Source organism: Methylobacterium sp. 2A, from assembly GCF_009806555.1.
Lineage (GTDB): Bacteria > Pseudomonadota > Alphaproteobacteria > Rhizobiales > Beijerinckiaceae > Methylobacterium.
The window spans coordinates 25,837-39,196 of sequence record NZ_VUOK01000005.1; the positions used below are offsets into that span (position 1 = coordinate 25,837).

The following is a 13,360-nucleotide window of genomic DNA, read 5'->3' on the forward strand; positions in this document are numbered from 1 at the left end:
CTGCCGCCGCGAGCAGGCCCGGGTTCACCGGCAAAGGAAATGTTGTAGACGGGCGCGAACAATCCTCCGCACCGCGCAGATCGAGTCGCCCCGCAATGTCCGCCCCGCAGCCCGCCCGCCCGGAACCGCGCCCCGGTGTCCTGGCGATCGACACCTACGTGCCCGGCAAGAGCGGGCGGCCCGGCGGCGGCAAGGTCTACAAGCTCTCCTCCAACGAGACGCCGCTCGGCCCGAGCCCGGCGGCTTTGGCCGCGCTCCACGAGGCGAGCGCCAAGCTCGAGACCTACCCGGACGGGCGCGCCACCGTCTTGCGCGCGGCAATCGCCAAGCGCTACGGGCTCGACCCCGAGCGGATCGTCTGCGGCGCGGGCTCGGACGAGCTGCTCTCGCTGCTGGCCTACGCGTATGGCGGGCCGGGGACCGAGGGCATCTACTCGGAGCACGGATTCCTGGTCTACCGGATCGCCATCCTGGCCTCGGGCGCCGAGCCGGTGGTGGCGCCCGAGCGGGACTTCACCACCGATGTCGACGCGATCCTCGCCCGGGTCACGGAGCGGACCCGGATCGTCTACGTCACCAACCCCAGCAACCCGACCGGCACCTACCTGCCCTTCGACGAGATCCGCCGCCTGCATGCCGGCCTGCCGCCGCAGGTGCTGCTGGTGATCGACGGCGCCTATGCCGAGTACGTCCGGGCGAACGACTACTCGGCCGGGCTGGAACTCGCGCTCGAATCCGAGAACGTCGTGATGACCCGGACCTTCTCGAAGATCCACGGGCTGGCCGCCGTGCGGATCGGCTGGATGGTGGCGCCGGCCCATGTCGTGGATGCGGTCAACCGGATCCGGGGCCCGTTCAACGTCTCGGGGCCGGCGATCGCCGCCGGCTCGGCCGCCATCGCCGACGAGGCCCACATGGCGGCGGCCGCCGCCCACAACGCGGAGTGGCTGCCCAAGCTCATCGAGGGCGCCCGCGCGCTCGGCCTCACGGTCACGCCGAGCGTGGCGAATTTCCTGCTGATCCACTTCCCCGACGAACCCGGCCGCTCGGCCGCGGATGCGGACGCGTTCCTCACCGAGCGTGGGCTCATCACCCGCCGGGTCGCCGCCTACGGGCTGCCGAACGCCTTGCGGGTGACGGTGGCGAGCGCCGAGGCGAACACCGCTTTCCTTGCGGCTTTGCGCGATTTCGTACGAGGCGCAAATGCCTGAGCCCTTGCCTGAGACCAAAGCCCCGCCCCTCGGCCGCCTCACCATCGTCGGTCTTGGGCTGATCGGCTCGTCGATCGCCCGGGCGGCCCGGCGCTACGGCCTCGCCCGCACGATCGTGGCTTTGGACCGGGACGAAGCCGTGCGCGAGCGCGTCCGCGAACTCGGCATCGCCGACGTGGTCACCGGCGACCCGGCGGAGGGCGCGGCCGACGCCGACCTCGTCATCCTGTGCGTGCCGGTGGGTGCCATCGGGGCGGCGGCGGCCGAGATGATGCCGCATCTCAAGCGCGGCGCGATCGTGTCGGATGTCGGCTCGGTGAAGGGCGCCGTGGTGGCGGCGATCCGGCCGCACCTGCCCGAGGGCGTCGCCCTGGTCCCCGGCCACCCGGTCGCCGGGACCGAGTTCTCGGGGCCGGATGCCGGCTTCGCGACCCTGTTCCAGGGCCGCTGGTGCATCCTGACCCCGCCCGAGGGCACCGACCCGGCGGCGATCGAGACCGTCCGCGCCCTCTGGGTCGGGATGGGCGCCAATGTCGAGACGATGAGCGCCGAGCACCACGACCACGTGCTCGCCATCACCAGCCACCTGCCGCACCTGATCGCCTACAACATCGTGGGCACCGCGGCGGAGCTGGAGGAGGCGACGCAATCCGAGGTGATCAAGTTCTCGGCGAGCGGATTTCGCGATTTCACCCGCATCGCCGCCTCGGACCCGACCATGTGGCGCGACATCTTCCTCAACAACCGTGACGCGGTGCTGGAGATGCTCGGCCGGTTCAACGAGGATCTCTCGGCGCTCGCCAAGGCGGTGCGCTGGGGCGACGGCGAGGCGCTGCACGCGATGTTCACCCGCACCCGGGCGATCCGGCGCAGCATCGTGGCCTCGGGTCAGGAGACCGCGGCGCCGGATTTCGGCCGGCCGCGGCCGCCGGAGGAATAGGGGGCTGGCCGCCTCGCGGATTCACACCTCACCCGTCGCAGAAGAGGAGCAATTGGCTCCGCGCATCTCCCTCCCCCGCAGAGGGGGAGGGAGGGCGCCTCACTCCGTCACACAAGCGGGAGAGGGTGCCCGCAGCCTCACGCCGGCGGGCGGTTGACCAGCACCGGCTGTGCCGCCGTCCGCTCCGGGAACAGGGCACGCAGGGCTTCGAGCTTCGGCGCATCGTTGGCGGCGATGTACGGGTGCCCGGGGTGCAGGGCCATGAAGTCCTGGTGGTAGGCTTCCGCCGGGTAGAAGGCGGCACCCGGCTCGATCCGGGTGGCGACCGGGCGCGCGTAGGTTTTCGCCGCGTCGAGCTGGGCGATGTAGGCCTTGGCGATCCGGGCCTGCTCGGCATCCTGCGGGAACAGGGCCGAGCGGTACTGGTGCCCGGTATCGGGGCCCTGGCGATCGACCTGCGTCGGGTCGAGGGCGACCGAGAAGAAGATCCGCAGCAGCTCGTCGTAGCGGATCTGGGCCGGATCGTAGGTGACCGCCACGGCCTCGGCATGGCCGGTCGCGCCGCTGCTGACCGTCCGGTAATCGGCGTCGGCCCGGGTGCCGCCGGCATAGCCCGAGACCGCGCTTGTCACCCCGCGGACGTGCTGGAACACCCCCTGCACGCCCCAGAAGCAGCCACCCGCGAACACCGCCACGTGCGCGCCCGGCGCCTCGGCCGAGTGGGTCGCGGGCTCCGGCAGGCGGCGGGGCGCCTCCTCGGCCAGCGCCGGCAGGCGCGGCAGCAGGATTGCGGTCGCGAGGCCGAGCCCGAGGACTGCCCCGAGGATCGGGCGGATCGTATCGCGAAGAGCCATGCTGTCCTCCTGGCGGATGCTGCAAGACCTTTCGCCCTCGGGCGCGATCCGGTTACGCGCGCGGCAGGCCGCATTGCGGCGGCGGCCGCATGGGTCTAGGCACCCGGCAAACCTTTAATCTGCGCGCAGGACCCGTCCCGTGACCATCGCCCCCGAGCCCAACTCCTTCCGCACCGGCCCCGACGAGCGCGGCCGCTTCGGCATCTTCGGCGGCCGGTTCGTGGCCGAGACGCTGATGCCGCTGATCCTCGAACTGGAGGCGGCCTACGAGGCGGCCAAGAAGGATCCGACCTTCCAGGCCGAGATGGAGTCCTACGGCACCCACTATATCGGCCGGCCGAGCCCGCTCTACTACGCCGAGCGCCTCACCGAGCACCTGCGCGCCAAGACGCCGGCCGGGCAGGGGGCCAAGGTCTATTTCAAGCGCGAGGAGCTGAACCATACCGGCTCCCACAAGGTGAACAACGTGCTGGGCCAGATCCTGCTGGCCCGCCGCATGGGCAAGCCGCGGATCATCGCCGAGACCGGCGCCGGCCAGCACGGCGTCGCCACCGCGACGCTCTGCGCGCGCTTCGGCCTCAAATGCGTTGTCTACATGGGCGCGGTCGACGTCGCCCGGCAGGCGCCCAACGTGTTCCGCATGAAGATGCTCGGCGCCGAGGTGGTCCCGGTGGAATCCGGCACCAAGACCCTCAAGGACGCCATGAACGAAGCCCTGCGGGACTGGGTCACCAACGTCGCCGACACGTTCTACTGCATCGGCACGGTGGCGGGGCCGCACCCGTACCCGGCGATGGTGCGCGACTTCCAGTCGGTGATCGGCCGGGAGACCCGCGAGCAGATGATCGCGCAGGAGGGCCGGATCCCGGATTCGCTGATCGCCTGCATCGGCGGCGGCTCGAACGCCATGGGGCTGTTCCACCCGTTCCTGGACGACCGCGAGGTCGAGATCTTCGGGGTCGAGGCGGCGGGCCACGGGGTCGAGAGCGGCCTGCACGCGGCCTCGCTCACCGGCGGCAAGCCGGGCGTGCTGCACGGCAACCGCACCTACCTGCTGATGGACGGCGACGGCCAGATCGCCGACGCGCACTCGATCTCGGCGGGCCTCGACTATCCGGGCATCGGGCCGGAGCACGCGTGGCTCCACGAGATGGGCCGGGTCACCTACCTGTCGGCGACCGATTCCGAGACGCTGGAGGCGTTCAAGCTCTGCTCGATGCTGGAGGGGATCATCCCCGCCCTGGAGCCGGCCCACGCCCTCGCCAAGGTTCTGGAACTCGCGCCCCAGCGCCCGGCCGAGCACCTGATGGTGATGAACCTGTCGGGCCGCGGCGACAAGGATATCCCGCAGGTCGCGGAGATTTTCGGGACGAAGCTCTGAGGAGGTCTCAGCCCTCGGCCTGCCTGTTGCGCGATCGAAGGCCGGGCCTCACCCGGCCTCGATATCGGTGAGCGGAAAATCGTTGCCCTTGCAGAGCAGCGGGACTTGGTGGGCGCGGGCACACGCGTAGGCGAAACAGTCGCCGAAGTTGAGGCTGGCGGGATGCCGGCCCTTCCCGAAACGGTCGTAGGCGTCGAGGGCTCCGTCGGCCGCTTCGGGCGGGACGGCCAGGATCCGAATGCCGGCGTGGTCGAGATAGGCGCGCACGGCGTCGCGGGCATCCGGAACCGTGAGGTCGAGGTGGCGCGCCACCGCCACGGCGGTCTCCCAGACGGCCAGGGGCGAGGTCATGCGGCGGCGTGCCTGCTGCAAACGGGCCACGAGGGTGTGGGCGTCAGGCTCGTCGATCAGAATGGCCGTGAGGGCCGAGGCGTCCACGAACATCGGGATCTGCGTCACCCGCGCTCGTAGAGCCTGTCGATAAACGCCTTATCGACAGGCTTCGGATTCGGTCCGGCTCGTTGATGGAGCGCGCGGACGAAATCCGACGTCCACGCGACCAGATCCTGTTTGCCGGTCTGGCGCACGATCTCGTTCTGGAGTGCGCGCCGGACTGCGTCCGTCTTGCTTGTGCCCAGCAGGGTCATGAGTTGGGTCGCGAGCGCATCGACCTGCGGATCCTTGACGTAGAGCGGCACCCATAGACCTCTGGAATATCCCGGATATCCCTATGGTATATCTTCGGTCGCGGCAAGGCGGAAGGTCGAAGCCTTGGTACGGCGGATCCACGCCTTCGGCCGCCTCACCGCACCGTCACCTGATCCTTGATCCGTTCGTAGACGGCCCGGCTGAGTACCCGCTTCGACAGGAGCTGATCCACCGACGCGTAGGGGCGCTTGGCGACGATCGCCCGGCCGATGGCGCCCCCGCCCCGCAGGCGGTTGAGATCGGCCACCGAGGCGGTGTTCAGGTCGACCACCGCCAGGGCCCGGGGCCCGGCACTGTCCTCCGCCCTGTCGATCTCGGCCTGTCCGGCCGCCTCCTGTCGCTGTGGCTGAGCCGGATCGGCCGGGAAGGCGAGGGCGTCTGACGGCAGCTGCACCGGGGCGGCGGGCGCTGCGGCCGTCTGAGGCGGAGCGGCGGCCTGGGGTGGGGCGTTGCTCCCCGGGTCAGATCCGGCCGCCGGGTCCGGGGCGGGCGGCGGCGGGGCCGGCTGGACGACGGCCGGCGACTCGGCCACCTGAGCGGGCGGGGGCGCGGCGGTGGACACCGGCGCGGGAGGCGGGCTCGGCAACAGGAATTGCACCACCGCGGCGAGGATGCCGGCGATGATGAGGAGAATAGAAATTCTGAGGATTGCAGGTCCGCTGAGCACGCACCACTCGACGAGGTCTACGCCACTATAATGCTACAGTTTATGCTTTCGTCGCGTATCGGCCAACCGGTCGGCGTTCTTCCCCACGGGATGACGCCGCGATGACGGAGCGGACGGCCCGCCCGGGAGCACGCCTCGGCGCCCTGCGCCACCTGCCGACCCTGGTCCGGGAGATCGCGGCCGCGAGCCCGCTCCTGCTCGCCGCGAGCCTGTCCTTGCGGCTCCTGGCGGCCTGCCTGCCGGTCCTGTCCCTGTACCTCGCCAAGCTGATCCTCGACGGGATCGTGGCCGAGCATGCCCGGCCGGCCCCGGATCCGGGGCTCGCCGCGTGGTTCGCCGATCCGGGCCGGGCGCGGCTCGCGGGGCTGGTGGCGGCCGAACTCGGGCTCGCCCTGGCCTCGGATCTCGCCGACCGCCTCACGAGCCTCACCGAGACCCTGATCGGCGACCTCTACGCCAACGCGGCCTCCTTGCGGCTGATGGCCCATGCCGCGGCCCTCGACCTCGCGCAGTTCGAGGACAGTGCGCAGCAGGACCGGCTGGAGCGGGCGCGCCGGCAGGTCAGCGGCCGCACCGGCCTCATCGGCACGGTGCTCTGGCAGTTCCAGTCGGTGGTCACCCTGGCTTCCCTGGCGGCCGGCGTCGCGGCCTTCACGCCGTGGCTGATGGTCCTGATCGCCGCCGCCCTGGTGCCGGCCGTGCTCAACGAGTGGCACTTCACCCAGGCCGGCTACCGCCTCGCGTGGTTCCGCAGCCCGGAGCGGCGCCGCCTCGACTACCTGCGCTACGTGGGCGCCAGCGTCGAGACCGCCAAGGAGGTCAAGCTCTTCGGCCTGTCGGGCTACGTGACCGGCCTCTACGCGCAGGTGGCCGGGCGGCTGCTCGCGGAGAGCCGGAGCCTCGCCGTCGCCCGCGCCCGCTGGGGCTTCGTCTTCGCGAGCCTCGGGACGCTCGCCTATTACGGCGCCTACGCGGTGATCGTCTGGCGGACCGTGGCGGGCGCGTTCTCGGTCGGCGACCTCGCCTTCCTGGCCGGCGCCTTCCAGCGCCTGCACGGCGGCATCAAGGAGATGCTGCTCGGCTTCACCCAGATCACGAACCAGGCGCAGTATCTCGACGATTTCTATTCGTTTTTCGAGATCCGGCCGCAGATCCGGACGCCCGCTCACCCGCGTCCTGTGCCGAGTCCGATCCGGGAGGGGCTGGTCTTCGAGGATGTGGGCTACCGCTATCCCGGCACGGACACCTGGGCGCTGCGCCATCTCTCCTTCGCGGTGCGGGCCGGCGAGACGGTGGCGCTGGTCGGCGGCAACGGCGCCGGCAAGACCACGATCGTCAAGCTGATGACCCGGCTCTACGACCCCCACGAGGGCCGCGTGCTCCTCGACGGCGTGCCGCTGCCGGATTACGACCTCGATGACCTGCGGGCGCGGATCGGCGCGATCTTCCAGGATTTCGTCCGGTTCGACCTCACCGCCGGGGAGAACGTCGCGGTCGGCCGGATCGGGGCCGCCGCGGATGCGGACCGCATCGCCGCCGCCGCCTCGCGGGGCCTTGCCGCGCCGGTGATCGAGCGCCTGCCGGAGCGCTACGCCCAGCCGCTCGGCAAGCGCTTTGCCGGCGGCCTCGACCTTTCGGGGGGCGAGTGGCAGAAGATCGCCCTGTCCCGGGCCTACATGCGCGCGGCCGAGATCCTGATCCTCGACGAGCCGACCGCCGCCCTCGACGCCCGGGCCGAGCACGACGTGTTCGCGCGGTTCCGGGACCTCTCGGCGGGGCGCGCCACGGTGCTGATCTCGCACCGCTTCTCTACGGTGCGGATGGCCGACCGCATCCTGGTGCTGGAGGCCGGCCGGGTCCTGGAGGAGGGGAGCCACGCCGCCCTGATGGCCCGGGGTGGCCGCTACGCCGAGTTGTTCACCCTCCAGGCCGAGGGCTACCGGTAGTCCCCAGGATTGCCCGATTCCCGGAGCCTGCTATCTGCGGCGGACTGAGAGCCTCTCGCAGAACTTCCGCTGCGCTGTCGCGGCCAGAGGGAGAACGCCCGGTGCCCGGGCCTTTTGTGAGGCGCTCCGAACCGAGGTCATCCATGCGCCTGCGCCTCCATCGACTGCTGACGGCCGGCCTCCTCGTCTCCGCCTGGAGCGCGCAGGCGGCCCCCGTCGTCTCCGAGCCGCCCGGCCCCGCGCCCGGGGCCCCGAGCCAAGCTCCGGCGCCCGCTCCGGCGCCCGGGATCGTGCTCGCCAACCACCGGGCCGTCTACGACCTGTCGCTCGACGAGGGCGGCAGCAGCCGTTCGGTCGAGAGCGCCCGCGGGCGGATCGTCATCGACTTCCGGGGCGATGCCTGCCGCGGCTACACGATGCTGACCCGGCAGGTGACGGAGCTGTCCTCCGGCGAGACCGGGTCCCGCCTGTCCGACATGCGCAGCACCACCTTCGAGGGCGGGCAGGGCCGCGAGTTCCGGTTCAAGACGACGACGCTGACCAACAACCAGCCCGCCGCACCGGTGGACGGGACCGCCACCGAGCAGGGGAACGCCGTCACCGTGAAGCTCAAGGGGGGCGCCAAGCCCTTCACCGTCGAGGGACCGGTGCTGTTCCCGAGTGAGCATATGCGCCGCCTGATCGAGGCCGCGCGGGCCGGCCAGTCGACCCTCTCGGTCAAGGTCTTCGACGGGTCCGACGACGGCAGGAAGGTCTACGACACCTTCGCGGTGATCGGCCACACGGAGACGGCCCCGGCGCCGGCCTCCGGCTCCACCCGGGACAAGCCCCTGCGCGAGGGCGCGATCGCCGGCATGCCGCACTGGCCGGTCCGCCTGAGCTACTACACGGAGGGTGCCGGCGAGCGCACGCCGATCTACACCCTCGGCTTCGACCTCTACGAGAACGGGGTCAGCGGCGCGCTCAAGCTCGATTACGGCGACTTCGCCATCCTGGGCGACATGACCGCCCTCGACATCGACGCCACAGCGGGGAAGGGCGACAAGGAGGCGGCCAAAGACGCGGGCAAGGGCTGCACGCCCTGAGGACGGATCGAGGACGGGTCCGCGGCACTCCCTCCCCCCCTTCGCGGGGGAGGGGTTTGCGCGAAGCCCTGCCTCACGCCCATTCGTCGTCCGGCCGCGGCGACAGGCGGTGCCACGCCGCGGCGATCCGCTCCGGCTTCACGTCGAGCCCCTGTGCACAGGCGAGGAGCACGTTCTCGTCGCCCATCACGTGGTCGAGGACGCCGACCAGAAAGCCCGGCTCCCGGACGCTGGCGCGCAGCGTCTCGAGGTCGAGACCGGTCGCCGCCAGGAACGGCAGGAGTCGGTCCTCCTCCCCCGTGATCCACAGCAGAACGTCGAGGGCCAGCCGCTCCGCGGCCTCATCCCCTTGAAGAGGTTTGCCATTCATCAACATGTGAACGCTACAAAGGTGATGGAGGGGCTTCACCGCCCGCTAATCATGATCGGCGCGCACCGGGACATCGGATCATGAAGAAGACGGTGCTGATCGTCGAGGACAACGAGTTGAACATGAAGCTGTTCAACGACCTCCTGGAGGCGAACGGCTACGCGACGCTCAAGACCGCCCACGGCATCGAGGCGATCGAGCTGGCGCGCGCCCACCATCCCGACCTGATCCTGATGGACATCCAGCTTCCGGAGGTCTCGGGCCTCGAAGTCACCAAGTGGCTCAAGGAGGATGACGACCTCAAGTCCATCCCGGTCATCGCCATCACGGCCTTCGCCATGAAGGGCGACGAGGAGCGGATCCGCGAAGGCGGCTGCGAGGCCTATCTCTCGAAGCCGATCTCGGTCGCGAAGTTTTTGGCAACGGTTCGCGCCTATCTTGAGCCGCGGTGAGTTCCGAGGGGCACACCGTTGAGGCGGTCCCCCGCGCGATCCGGGGGGCCGCCTGAACCGTCTGTCCCGATGCGCGGCCGTATCGCGACCCGCCCGTCCCGGGCCGCCCTGCCGCGCGTCAGCGAGGAACCATGTCGGCCCGCGTCCTGATCGTCGACGACCTGTTCCCGAACGTGAAGCTTCTGGAAACGAAGCTCGGGCTGGAATATTTCGACACCCTCGCCGCCATGAACGGCCGGGACGCCATCGCGATCTGCGAGAAGGGCCTGTGCGACCTCGTCCTGCTCGACGTGATGATGCCCGGCATGGACGGGTTCGAGGTCTGCCGCCATCTCAAGGGCAACCCGGTCACGGCCCATATCCCCGTGGTGATGGTCACGGCCCTCGACCAGCCCTCGGACCGGCTGCGGGGCCTCGACGCGGGCGCCGACGACTTCCTGACCAAGCCGGTGGACGACACCGCCCTGTTCACCCGGGTGCGCAGCCTCGTGCGGCTCAAGGCGGTCACCGACGAGTTGCGTCAGCGGGCGCTGGCGTCGCGCGAGTTCGGGATCGGCGATCCCCTGGCGCGCGCCGCCGCCGAGACCGGCCTCGACGCCCGGATCCTGCTGATCGAGGACCGCCCCGGCTCGGCCGAGCGCTTGGCCGGCGCCCTGCGCCAGCACCATGCGGTGACGATCGAGCCGGATCCCCAGGCCGCCCTGGTGCTGGCCGCCGAGGGGGCGTTCGACCTCGCCCTGGTGAGCCTCGACCTCGACGGGTTCGACGGCCTGCGCCTGTGCAGCCAGCTCCGGTCGCTGGACCGGACCCGGGCCATGCCGCTGATCATGCTGGCGGAGGCGCATGACCGCGCCCGGGTGGTGCGCGGGCTCGATTTCGGCGTCCACGACTTCCTGATGCGCCCGGTCGACCGCAACGAGCTGATGGCCCGGGCGCGCACCCAGGTGAAGCGCAGGCGCTTCACCGACGCCCTCCGGGGGGCGATGCAGGCCTCCCTGCAGCTTGCCGTGACCGACGCGCTCACCGGGCTGCACAACCGGCGCTACCTCGACAACCATCTCGGCGCGCTGTTCGCGGAGCCCGGTGCCCGGCATTCGGCGCTGGCCACCCTCATCCTCGACATCGACCATTTCAAGCGGATCAACGACGGTTACGGCCACGAGGCCGGGGACGAGGTGCTGCGCGGCTTCGCCGACCGGGTCCGCCAGCACACGCGCCCGGTCGACATCGTGGCACGCTACGGCGGCGAGGAGGTGGTGGTGATCCTGCCGGAGGCCGGCCTCGCCGAGGCGCAGGCGATCGCCGAGCGCATCCGCGAGCGGGTCGAGGCGGTGCCGTTCCCGGTGCAGCGCGCGACCCGCTCCATCGGCGTGACGGTCTCGATCGGCGTCGCCGTGCGGCACCCGGACGACGCGGATCCCGGCGCCATGCTCCGGCGGGCCGATCTCGCCCTCTACCGGGCCAAGGCGGCGGGGCGGAACCGCGTCGAGCACCAGGCCGCCTGACGCCGTATCCCGCGGGCGATTCCGGCCGTCCGTCCCCGGGCCGGGCTCAGCTCAGATCCTCCCAGCCAACCTTCGTCACCGCCCGCGCCGCCTTCAGCCGCGCCACGGCGGCGAGGGTCCAGGCCCGGTCTTCGCCCCGGTGCGAGCCGAGGCAGCGCAGGCTGCCGCCCTCCGCCCCCTGAACCAGCGTGCTGGCCTTCACCGCGAGGCCCAGCGCGTCCAGCTCGGCCAGCAGAGCCGCCGGGTCGGCATCCGGGCCGAATTCCAGGGTCATCGTGCCGTAGCTGCGCCGGCGCAGGATCGCCTCGAGCCGGCGCAGGGCCTGGAGCGTGATGAGCCCCGCCAGGGTGGCGGCGAGGCCGATCGGCCATGCGCCGCTGCCGAAGCAGAGCCCGATCACCGTGGTGAGCCACAGGGTCGCCGCCGTGGTGACCCCGCGCACGATGTTGCCCTGCTTCAGGATCGTGCCGGCGCCGATGAAGCCGATGCCGCCGAGCACGCCCTGCGCCAGCCGCATCAGGTCGAGCCGGGTGAGGCCGCCCCCGGAGCCGGCATTCTGCGCCAGCAGCCAGTCGGCGAGCAGCATCGCGGTGCAGGCCGAGAGGCAGATCAGCACCAGGGTCCGCAGGCCGGCCGGATGGCCGAGCTCCTCCCGGTCCCAGCCGAGCACGAAGGCCGCCAGGAAGCTCAGGCCGAGACGGACCGCGACCGTGTCCAGGGTGGGATCGCCGCTCATCGCGCCCATCCCGCACAAGTTGTAGTTTTCGGACAGAGCGCAAGTTCCGCACAAGTTCCGGTGGTGTGGTGAACAGGTTTGGACCCGTCGAAGAGCAGCCGGCGCCCGGCGGATCGGTGAAAAGTCTGTCGCATGACCGCGACGTATGGCGTCCCGCTTCGCCAGGAAGCTCGGATCCGGCAGATGAACGCGAATTTAATGTCCGGTCGCGCACACAGCATCGAGACACGCGTTATCGAGCGCCGTATGCATTGACTGCACGGCGAGGAGCGGAAAACCGAATGGACATGCAGGTGCCGGCACGATCCGGCCGCGATACGAGCGTGCTGGAGCATCGCCGGCTGTGCAAGATCGCCTCCTCGCCGCACGCCTATGTCCGCGGCACCACGGCGCGCTTCTACGAGCTGCTCGCCCGGATGCCGGCCGGGACCCTGCCCGAGGGGCCGCCGGTCTGGATCTGCGGCGACGCGCATCTCGGCAATCTCGGCGCGGTGGCCGACGCAGACGGGCGGATCGGAATCCAGATCCGCGACCTCGACCAGACCGTGGTGGCGAACCCGGCCTTCGATCTGGTGCGGCTGGCGCTGTCCCTGGTCACCGCGGCGCTGAACGCGACGCTGCCCGGCATCGTCACCGCCCGGATGATGGACGCGATGGCGATCGGTTACGCCGAGGGGATCGCCGATCCCGCGGGCGCCGAGCGCGACGTCGCCGAATCCGACATCGTCGCCACCACGAAGCGTCGGGCGCTCGGCCGGCGCTGGCGCCACCTGTCCAACGAGCGCCTGAAGGGCAAGACCGACCGCCTCCCGCGGGGGCGCCGGTTCTTCGACCTCGAGCCGGAGGAGCAGGATTCCGTGACGGCGCTGTTCCGGGATCCGGCGGTGCGCCGGCTCGTCCTGGCGCTCGGCAGCGGCGCGGAGGATGCCGAGATCCGGCTCCTCGATGCCGCCTACTGGATCAAGGGCTGCAGCTCGCTCGGCCGCCTGCGCTACGCCGGCCTCGTCGAGATCCGCGGCGCCGCGCACCCGCACCGCGCGCTCCTCGACGTCAAGGAGGCGGTGCCGCACCTCGCGCCGGCCGCCGGCGGCGCGGCCATGCCGGCCGACCCTGCCGAGCGCGTGGTGGCGGGCGCCCGGGCGCTGTCGCCGCATCTCGGCGAACGGATGGTCGCGGGCCACGTGCTCGGCAAACCCGTCACGGTCCGCGAGCTGATGCCGCAGGATCTCAAGATCGACGCCGAGCAGTTCTCCCGGCGGGAGGCGGTCCGCGTCGCCGGCCACCTCGCCGCGATCCTCGGCCGGGCCCATGGCCGGCAGATGGACGAGGCCACCCGGCGGGGCTGGATCGACACGGTGCGCGCCCCCGGCCCGGGCCCCGACGCGCCCGGCTGGCTGTGGTCGGTCGTCACCGAGCTGATGGGCGCCCACCAGCGCGGCTATCTGGAGCATTGCTACCGGATCGCCCGCGAGGACCTGTCGCACGGCTAAGCCGGCCCGGCCCCG

The 13,360-nt window shown here is 71.2% G+C and carries 14 protein-coding genes; 8 read left to right on the forward strand and 6 right to left on the reverse strand.

Features of this window, described 5'->3' with window-relative positions; translation table 11 throughout:
• Positions 1-95: 95 nt before the first annotated feature.
• Together FVE89_RS03405 and FVE89_RS03410 are read left to right on the forward strand one after the other, a co-directional pair.
• Positions 96-1,211, forward strand: coding sequence for a histidinol-phosphate transaminase (locus FVE89_RS03405; protein ID WP_160532732.1), 1,116 nt, complete (start codon positions 96-98; stop codon positions 1,209-1,211).
• Complete coding sequence (locus FVE89_RS03410) at positions 1,204-2,151, forward strand: prephenate/arogenate dehydrogenase family protein (protein ID WP_160532733.1); 948 nt, start codon at positions 1,204-1,206, stop codon at positions 2,149-2,151. Before FVE89_RS03405 ends, FVE89_RS03410 begins: the two co-directional genes overlap by 8 nt.
• Before the next feature lie 137 nt (positions 2,152-2,288).
• On the opposite strand, the gene msrA is transcribed toward FVE89_RS03410, so the two are convergent.
• Positions 2,289-3,005, reverse strand: a complete 717-nt coding sequence (gene msrA / locus FVE89_RS03415) for a peptide-methionine (S)-S-oxide reductase MsrA (RefSeq protein ID WP_160532734.1) — start codon at positions 3,003-3,005, stop codon at positions 2,289-2,291.
• 139 nt (positions 3,006-3,144) lie between these two features.
• On the opposite strand from msrA, the gene trpB reads away from it, so the two are divergent.
• Positions 3,145-4,386 carry a tryptophan synthase subunit beta gene (gene trpB, locus FVE89_RS03420; protein ID WP_160532735.1) on the forward strand — a complete coding sequence of 414 codons (1,242 nt, stop codon included), beginning with the start codon at positions 3,145-3,147 and terminating at the stop codon, positions 4,384-4,386.
• Positions 4,387-4,434: 48 nt separating this feature from the next.
• Here the strand turns inward: trpB and FVE89_RS03425 are convergent, their stop codons facing one another.
• The 3 genes from FVE89_RS03425 to FVE89_RS03435 all read right to left on the reverse strand — a co-directional run bounded on the left by FVE89_RS03425 (position 4,435) and on the right by FVE89_RS03435 (position 5,488).
• Positions 4,435-4,830: a type II toxin-antitoxin system VapC family toxin gene (locus tag FVE89_RS03425; protein WP_160532859.1), complete on the reverse strand. Its 396-nt coding sequence runs from the start codon at positions 4,828-4,830 to the stop codon at positions 4,435-4,437.
• A gap of 11 nt (positions 4,831-4,841) precedes the next feature.
• Complete coding sequence (locus FVE89_RS03430) at positions 4,842-5,084, reverse strand: type II toxin-antitoxin system VapB family antitoxin (protein WP_160532736.1); 243 nt, start codon at positions 5,082-5,084, stop codon at positions 4,842-4,844.
• Between the two features lie 104 nt (positions 5,085-5,188).
• The gene (locus FVE89_RS03435; RefSeq protein ID WP_348644665.1) at positions 5,189-5,488 is read right to left on the reverse strand and encodes a helix-hairpin-helix domain-containing protein; all 300 of its coding nucleotides are present in this window, start codon (positions 5,486-5,488) and stop codon (positions 5,189-5,191) included.
• Between the two features lie 374 nt (positions 5,489-5,862).
• Here FVE89_RS03435 and FVE89_RS03440 point away from each other — a divergent pair, with 374 nt between their 5' ends.
• Both FVE89_RS03440 and FVE89_RS03445 read left to right on the forward strand, forming a co-directional pair.
• Positions 5,863-7,707: an ABC transporter ATP-binding protein gene (locus FVE89_RS03440; RefSeq protein ID WP_160532737.1), complete on the forward strand. Its 1,845-nt coding sequence runs from the start codon at positions 5,863-5,865 to the stop codon at positions 7,705-7,707.
• A gap of 143 nt (positions 7,708-7,850) precedes the next feature.
• A complete protein-coding gene (locus tag FVE89_RS03445; protein ID WP_160532738.1) occupies positions 7,851-8,792 on the forward strand; it encodes a cell envelope integrity EipB family protein in 942 nt (313 codons plus the stop codon).
• 73 nt (positions 8,793-8,865) lie between these two features.
• On the opposite strand, the gene FVE89_RS03450 is transcribed toward FVE89_RS03445, so the two are convergent.
• Positions 8,866-9,162 carry a DUF3572 domain-containing protein gene (locus FVE89_RS03450; protein WP_160532739.1) on the reverse strand — a complete coding sequence of 99 codons (297 nt, stop codon included), beginning with the start codon at positions 9,160-9,162 and terminating at the stop codon, positions 8,866-8,868.
• An 80-nt stretch (positions 9,163-9,242) separates the two neighbouring features.
• On the opposite strand from FVE89_RS03450, the gene FVE89_RS03455 reads away from it, so the two are divergent.
• Both FVE89_RS03455 and FVE89_RS03460 read left to right on the forward strand, forming a co-directional pair.
• On the forward strand, positions 9,243-9,614 hold the full coding sequence (locus tag FVE89_RS03455) for a response regulator (RefSeq protein WP_007560977.1): 372 nt from the start codon (positions 9,243-9,245) through the stop codon (positions 9,612-9,614).
• A gap of 131 nt (positions 9,615-9,745) precedes the next feature.
• Positions 9,746-11,119 carry a PleD family two-component system response regulator gene (locus FVE89_RS03460; RefSeq protein WP_160532740.1) on the forward strand — a complete coding sequence of 458 codons (1,374 nt, stop codon included), beginning with the start codon at positions 9,746-9,748 and terminating at the stop codon, positions 11,117-11,119.
• Positions 11,120-11,165: 46 nt separating this feature from the next.
• On the opposite strand, the gene FVE89_RS03465 is transcribed toward FVE89_RS03460, so the two are convergent.
• Complete coding sequence (locus FVE89_RS03465; RefSeq protein WP_160532741.1) at positions 11,166-11,855, reverse strand: MgtC/SapB family protein; 690 nt, start codon at positions 11,853-11,855, stop codon at positions 11,166-11,168.
• A 281-nt stretch (positions 11,856-12,136) separates the two neighbouring features.
• Between FVE89_RS03465 and FVE89_RS03470 the strand changes: the two genes are divergently transcribed.
• A complete protein-coding gene (locus FVE89_RS03470; protein WP_160532742.1) occupies positions 12,137-13,345 on the forward strand; it encodes a DUF2252 family protein in 1,209 nt (402 codons plus the stop codon).
• Positions 13,346-13,360 lie beyond the last annotated feature (15 nt).